Below are 6,772 nucleotides of genomic sequence, written 5' to 3'. Positions count from 1 at the left end.
CTTCGGAGGTGGGGCTGGCCGGTCGGCGTACGGGTGCAGGGCTGGCTTCGGATGTAGGGCCTGCGGGGCGGCGGGCGAGCGGGGGTCTGGGTGCGGATGTGGCGTCGGCGGGGCGGCGTACGGGCCTGAGTGGGCCCGGGGATGCGAGTTCGGTGGGTCGGCGTGCGGGTGGGAACGCGGCTTCGGACACGGGGCTGTTGGCCGGGGTCCGGCAGTGGCTTGCCGAGAGCGGGGCCGAGCCGACTCCCGCGCGCGTGGCGCAGGCCCTGCGGGAGCAGGGGCGGGTGCTCGGGGACGCCGAAGTACTCGGGGCGGCCGAGCGGTTGAGGTCGGAGCTGGTCGGCAGCGGGCCGCTGGAACCGCTGCTCGGTGATCCCTCGGTCACCGACGTGCTGGTCTCGGCGCCCGACAGGGTGTGGGTGGACCGGGGCTGCGGCCTGGAGCTGACGGCCGTCTCCTTTCCGGACCCGGCGGCCGTCCGACGCCTCGCGCAGCGCCTGGCGGCCGTGGCCGGGCGGCGGCTCGACGACGCGCACCCCTGGGTGGACGCCCGGCTCCCTGACGGCACGCGTCTGCACGCGGTACTGCCACCGGTCGCCGTCGGCTCGACGTGCCTGTCGCTACGGGTCGTACGGCCACGGGCCTTCACGCTCCCCGAGCTGGTGGCGGCGGGGACGGTACCGCCGGGCGGGGACCGGCTGCTGCGGGCGCTGCTCGAGGCGAGGCTGTCCTTCCTGATCAGCGGGGGCACGGGCAGTGGCAAGACGACGCTTCTGAGCGCCCTGCTGGGCCTCGTCGGGCCGGGCGAGCGGATCGTGCTCGCCGAGGACTCGGCGGAGCTGCGCCCCGACCATCCCCACGTCGTACGGCTGGAGTCCAGACCCGCCAACCAGGAAGGTGCCGGACTCGTCACCCTCCAGGACCTGGTGCGCCAGGCCCTGCGGATGCGGCCGGACCGGTTGGTCGTCGGCGAGGTGCGCGGGCCCGAAGTAGTCGCCTTGCTAGCAGCTTTGAACACGGGCCATGAAGGCGGCTGCGGTGTGTTGACTGAACTAACCTAATTCTTCTCGCAGTTCAGAGCCCCTCCCTGCTAGCTTCCGCGCATGCTTGAGCCGCGTCCCGTGAGGGACCTGATGGACTTCGTACTGCCAGAGGCCGGAGCGTTACAGGAGACTGGCGATTCCTGGGAGCCGTATCGGCTGCTCGATGACACGGGGCAACGTGTGGAGCCGGTCGCGCTCTACTTCAGGGACCTACTCGCGAGCTCGACCTCAGCTTCCACTCTGCGGTCGTACGGCCATGACCTGCTGCGCTGGTGGCGGTTCCTGTGGGCCACGGAGACGCCCTGGGATCGCGCCGTCCGCGAAGACGCGCGGGACTTCATGCTCTGGATGCGGCTCGCCTCGAAGCCGGTACGGACGCACTGGCGTCGACGCGGCAAGGACAGTGCCGGGCTGCCGGCGCCCCGACAGCACCAGGCGGGGAAGCTGCCTGCGGGGTCGCCGAATCCCGTGACCGGGAAGCCCACCATCGGCACGAAGTACGCGGCCTCCACTCGCGCACACTGCGAGACGGTGCTGCGGACGTTCTACGAATTCCACCTGGACCTCAACAGCGGCTCCCTCCTCGTCAACCCCTTCCCGCTGGACCGCGCGCGGCGGCGTGGTCGCGCGCATGCCCACCACAACCCGATGGACGAGTTCCAGGCCGCCAGAGCAGGCCGCTACCGTCCCAAGGTCCCGGAGCGAGCACCACGGCGAATCCCGGACGAGAAGTACACCGAGGTCTTCGCCGCTTTGCGTTCGGACCGGGACCGGGCACTGCTGGCTGGCTGGGTCTCCACCGGCGCCAGGGCCAGCGAGCTCCTGACAGCCAAGGAACGCGATGCACTGCCCGGGCAACAGCTGGTCGGCGTCGTCCGCAAGGGCACCCAGGCCTACCAGCAGTTGCCCGCCTCACCGGACATGTTCGTCTGGCTCCGGCTCTACCAGGAGGAAGCCTGGGAAAAGGGTGTCCCGCGGGGGCGGAACCAGCCGTTGTGGTGGACCCTGCGGCGGCCCTGGCGACCCTTGAACTACCACGCCGCCCGAGCCATGTTCGTCCGCGTCAACGAGGTCCTCGGGGCGAACTGGACCCTGCACGATCTGCGCCACACCGCGGCCTACAGGATGGCGAACGACCCGGAGATGCAACTGACCTATGTCCAGCACATCCTCGCTCACCGATATCTGACCACGACGCAGAAGTACCTCACCCCCAGTAAGGACGAGGTGATCCAGGCGGGCCTCGCCCATCACGCCCGCCGCGAGCGCAGGCGGACCGCCGCTCCGGTGGAGGTTCCGGCACCCGGCTACGACCCGGAGTCGCTCCGCAACTTGTTCGGAGGACCGAGGGCATGACCTCACGCACCATCGAGCCGTCCAAGCTGCTGCTCAACCGCGCGTTGGCCGGCGGCGAGGTGACGGTGCTACTGCAGAAGTTCCCGCCTCGGGCCCGCCCCACCAGTTGGCCGGAGACGACAGCGAACCGCGAACGGATTCTCCTCCGAGTCCAGCGGCTTCCTGGGGACCTGAGCGACTCGGCGAGAGCCGTCCGCGCGGTCGGGGCCCGGTTCGTTCTGTCCTGGCTGGAGACCTTTCCCGGGGAGACCTGGCAGCAGCGATGGCAGGCTACCGGCGCCGACATGGCAGCGGGCACCTGGCACGAGCTGGCGATGGAGTGGGGAAGATCGGTGGGGCGGAAGCCCTCATCGGGGATGGTCCGAACTGGTCTGCTGGCACTGATCAGCGTTGATGTCGTCCGCCCGGCACCACTGTGGTTCGCTGGGAACACATCGCGCTATGGCCGTCCGGCCATCGCGGCCGGCCGTGACCCGGAAGGCTTCGCGCAACTCGAAGCAGATGTCCCGGAGTCTGTCCGCGGCACCCGCTACGTCTCGGACGGGCTGAAGGCGGTCGCGCAGATCGTCGGGTCTTACGGCGGCAAGGTCCGGGACATCGTGGTTGGTGACTTCCTCGTCCAGGTCCAGCTGGGGAGGTCCGAGACCGCGCGAGGCGCCCGGCTTGCCTACTCCTGGCTCCGCGAACAGGGCCAGTTCCCGCCCGACGCACCCTCAACGCTCCTCATGATCGAACACCGCACGGGTCAAGTGGGACCCGCGGAACTCGTGGACCGCTACCACCTGAAGTGCCAGCCGATCCGTGACCTGCTGGTCGCCTACCTCACCGAGCGCCAGCCCGCCCTTGACTACAACTCGCTGAAGAGGCTGTCGTCGCTTCTCGCCAAGAACTTCTGGGCTGACCTCGAACAACATCACCCAGGCATCGACTCGCTGCATCTCCCGCTCGACGTGAGTGAGGCCTGGAAGGTCCGCCTGGCGACCAAGACGGTCCGTCGGCGCCAAGCCGATGGAACTGTCACGGAGTCCGTCGAACCGCGGTCCAGCGCGGTCTCCGTCAAGCTCCAAGTCCGGGCCTTCTACCTGGACATCGCCCAGTGGGCTCTTGACGAGCCGGAACGCTGGGGGCAATGGGCGGCGCCCGTCCCTATCAGCGAGGGTGAATGCTCCGACAGGAAGCTCGAAAGGCAGCAAAAGTCCAGGAAGGACCAGCGGACTCGTGAACGCTTGCCTGTCCTGCCCACGCTCGTCCGAGTCGCTGACCGTCGCCTGAAGGAAGCCCGCCTTCGTCTCGAAGCTCTTTATGCCGCAGCCCCAGGGGCGACGTTCACAGTGCTCGGCGAGACCTTCACCGCCCCCCGCTTAACGAATCGCCCAGAGGGACGGCCAGCGAGCGTCCGCGACGATCACGGCCGCCGCCGGTTGCTCGCGACCGAGGAAAAGATCGCGTTTTGGGCCTGGGCAACGATCGAGATCTTCCAGCACACCGGCATTCGTATCGAAGAACTCCGCGAACTCGGCCACCACAGCATCATCAGCTACAAGCTCCCTAGCACCGGCCAAGTGGTTCCGCTGCTACAGATCGCGCCGTCGAAGACCGACCAAGAACGTCTCCTGCTCATCAGCCCTGAACTCGCTGACGTGCTCAGCGCGATCGTGTCCCGCGTCCGCGGCCGGGACGGGAGCGTCCCCCTGGTCTCCAGTTACGACCAACACGAAGGCGTCTGGAACCCTCCCATGCCGCTGCTCTACCAGTGGCACGTCTCCAGCCAGAACCGGCCGCTCGCGGAGAGCACGATCCGCAAGGCGATCAACCAGACCCTCGAAGCCACCGGGCTCACCGACAGCGCGGGCAAGCCGCTGACGTTCCAGCTCCACGACTTCCGGCGGATCTTCATCACCGACGCGATCCTCAGCGGCCTACCACCGCACATCGCCCAAGTCGTCGCAGGCCACAACAACATCAACAGCACGATGGGCTACGCGGCGATCTATCCGGTCGACGCGATCGAGTCCCACCGGGCTTTCATCGCGCGCCGGCGGGCGCTCAGGCCTGTCGAGGAATACCGCGCTGTCACCCCCGAAGAGTGGAACGACTTCCTCGGCCACTTCGAGAAGCGAAAGCTCGCCCTCGGCAGCTGCGGGCGGGCCTACGGAACGGACTGCGTTCACGAGCACGCTTGTGTTCGCTGCCCGGTCCTTATCGTCGATTTCGGAGACATGTCACGCCTGGTCGAGATTCGTGAAAATCTTACTGCCCGTATCGGTGAAGCCGAGCGCGAAGGATGGCTCGGTGAAGTGGAAGGGCTATCTACAAGCCTCGCTGCGACCCAAGAGAAGATCTCTCAGATCGCAGCGAGGCAAGAACGGAAGAGGACATCAGTTTTCCTCGGGATTCCCAAGTTAGTTCAGGCCGCGTCCTGCAGTAGCAAAGCGGAGGGCCCTTAGGATTCCTGGGCTGATTCGTCGTCTAGTTCGCTGGCAGGAGGGAGCTGGGACTGCTGGCCAGCCACCTCGATCAGCCGATAGCGGCGCTGGCTCCGCCTGCCGGCGGCTGAGCGCAGGACGAAGCTTTCAAGTGCGACCTCGACCTCTTCGTCCAAGTTGGCCTTGACTACGTTGACCAGCGACTCGTCCACGAAACCGTGAATCTCTACACCTGCTGGCGTCTCAAAGTAGAAGATCTGGCGCCGGGTCCGAAGGCCATCGAGCCGGCCTTGCATCCGAATGATCTCCCGCTCCTCACGGAAGATGTTGAGACGCTCACGCAAAGACTCGGCTTGACCTGCCGAGATTGCAGAAGTGACGCGTTCGCCAGTTCCGCGCTGGACAGCCAGGCTGATGTCGAGCTTCGGATTAGGCAAGCCGACGATCAAGTCGGACACTGCCCGGCGCACGACCGGCGACGCACTGAAGAGTGAATCCAAGGACTCTTCATCCTCGGGCCCCTCGGGCAGAGCTCGGACAAGCTCAACAGCGCCGATCTCGGCCCAGGAAACACCAGCACGAGCCAACTCGCCGCTCTCCTCATCCGCTGGTTGCGCGTGAGGCCGAAGGTCCACAATGACCGATCCAGGCGTGGAAGCAGCCACGTCGAGCCGAGCAACCTCAAAGTCCAGCAGTTGCAGCTTGACCACATCTGCGACGCGAGCGCGTCGGGCCTTGGCGAGCCGGGCCACAGCGCGCTGGACACGCTGCAGGAAGTCCGCTACATCGTTGGCGGAAATCAAGCCGCCGTGCTCTGTGTCCGCAAGTCGGAAGTTCAGGCCAGGTCCCTGAGCGGTCTCCAGCAGGCCCAGCCCACTGAACTTTGTCGCTGATGCCTGAAGGCTGGCCCTGGCGAGCCGGGATAGTGGATCATCACCTTCAGTCGTCTGGAGGGCGCGCAGATACTTCTCCCGAAGATCGTTATTCACCAGCTCACCTCCAGATATCCCTTGACTGCCCCGGGGATCAGTTGCCCGTCGGGTCCCTTCACCTTGGACCACGTCTCATCCCAATACTCCTCCTGCGCGACGACGCCTGCGACAATCAAGAAGCTGTCGATCAGGCCTCCCATGGGCTGCAGGCGGGCAGCCAAGACCTGAGGCTCCATCGCTTGCACACCTTTGAGCGTGATCAGAGATGCCAGCTTCTCGTGATCTTTACCCGTCAGAGGCAGTGTCGGGTCAACGAGTACCGCTAGATCAATGTCTTCCGGCGGCTCCTCCTTATACGTGCAGAACCCTCCGTTAACCCAAAAGGTCCCGCTCGCGACGATCTCCCCGATTAGCTCCGAGTACAGCTGGAAGGCACGGAAGATACGCCGTCGGTGGTCGGCGTGGGGCGCTCGCTCCACGAATAAGTCTTCGATCTCGGCAATCGTCGCAGGATGACGGCCAGGCGGCAGCAGGCCGCCACCGGTGAGTGCTGGAATCACGGTCCCCCCCTCAGGTCGGCGTCAGCCGACCGTCCCGCAGCTCTGGCCGCTCACCATAGTCGTCAGTCAAAGCCGTCAGAAATAGGAACGACTGTCTCAGGACGGACACGGAGGTGCGGGCGTTGCCCGGATCCTCAGGATTCCCATGAGGCCAGGTTTGGACACGTCGGTTCGCGTCGTCTCGGTAGTTCAGAGAAGGGACCGTCCACGCCAACGCGGCCTCGGGAGTGCCGGCCCGTCTGGAGGCGCTGGGCACGGCCGCGGGGCTCGACCGGGCCGCTCTCCACAGCCAGGTGGCGGCTGCGCTCTCGGTGGTCCTCCATCTCGTACGCGACCGGACCGGGCGGCGGCGGATCGCCGAGGTGCATGTGCTGGAGCGGGATCCGGCGGGGCTGGTGGTGACGGTGCCGGCGCTGCGGTGGGGCACGGAGGCCTTCACGTACGAGCGGGGGTGG

4 protein-coding genes and 2 pseudogenes are annotated in these 6,772 nt (G+C 66.6%); 4 read left to right on the top strand and 2 right to left on the bottom strand.

Annotated elements, in window-relative coordinates; genetic code table 11:
• Positions 1-152 precede the first annotated feature (152 nt).
• From AOK17_RS45370 to AOK17_RS45360, 3 genes and pseudogenes are all read left to right on the top strand, one after another.
• Positions 153-1,046 (top strand): annotated as a pseudogene (locus AOK17_RS45370) (TadA family conjugal transfer-associated ATPase); the annotation flags it as partial.
• 57 nt (positions 1,047-1,103) lie between these two features.
• Positions 1,104-2,399: a tyrosine-type recombinase/integrase gene (locus AOK17_RS45365; RefSeq protein ID WP_055618501.1), complete on the top strand. Its 1,296-nt coding sequence runs from the start codon at positions 1,104-1,106 to the stop codon at positions 2,397-2,399.
• On the top strand, positions 2,396-4,846 hold the full coding sequence (locus AOK17_RS45360; protein ID WP_055618500.1) for a site-specific integrase: 2,451 nt from the start codon (positions 2,396-2,398) through the stop codon (positions 4,844-4,846). The genes AOK17_RS45365 and AOK17_RS45360 overlap by 4 nt, the downstream gene beginning before the upstream one ends.
• On the opposite strand, the gene AOK17_RS45355 is transcribed toward AOK17_RS45360, so the two are convergent.
• A complete protein-coding gene (locus AOK17_RS45355; protein WP_055618499.1) occupies positions 4,843-5,814 on the bottom strand; it encodes a hypothetical protein in 972 nt (323 codons plus the stop codon). The genes AOK17_RS45360 and AOK17_RS45355 overlap by 4 nt on opposite strands.
• A complete protein-coding gene (locus tag AOK17_RS45350) occupies positions 5,811-6,317 on the bottom strand; it encodes a DUF6932 family protein (RefSeq protein WP_157881545.1) in 507 nt (168 codons plus the stop codon). Before AOK17_RS45350 ends, AOK17_RS45355 begins: the two co-directional genes overlap by 4 nt.
• A gap of 197 nt (positions 6,318-6,514) precedes the next feature.
• On the opposite strand from AOK17_RS45350, the pseudogene AOK17_RS49585 reads away from it, so the two are divergent.
• Positions 6,515-6,772 (top strand): annotated as a pseudogene (locus tag AOK17_RS49585) (TadA family conjugal transfer-associated ATPase); the annotation flags it as partial.

The sequence above is a fragment of the Streptomyces phaeochromogenes genome, assembly GCF_001418655.1.
Lineage (GTDB): Bacteria > Actinomycetota > Actinomycetes > Streptomycetales > Streptomycetaceae > Streptomyces > Streptomyces phaeochromogenes.
Note: the sequence above shows the minus strand (reverse complement) of the source record. Positions and strands in the feature narration are given on the sequence as shown.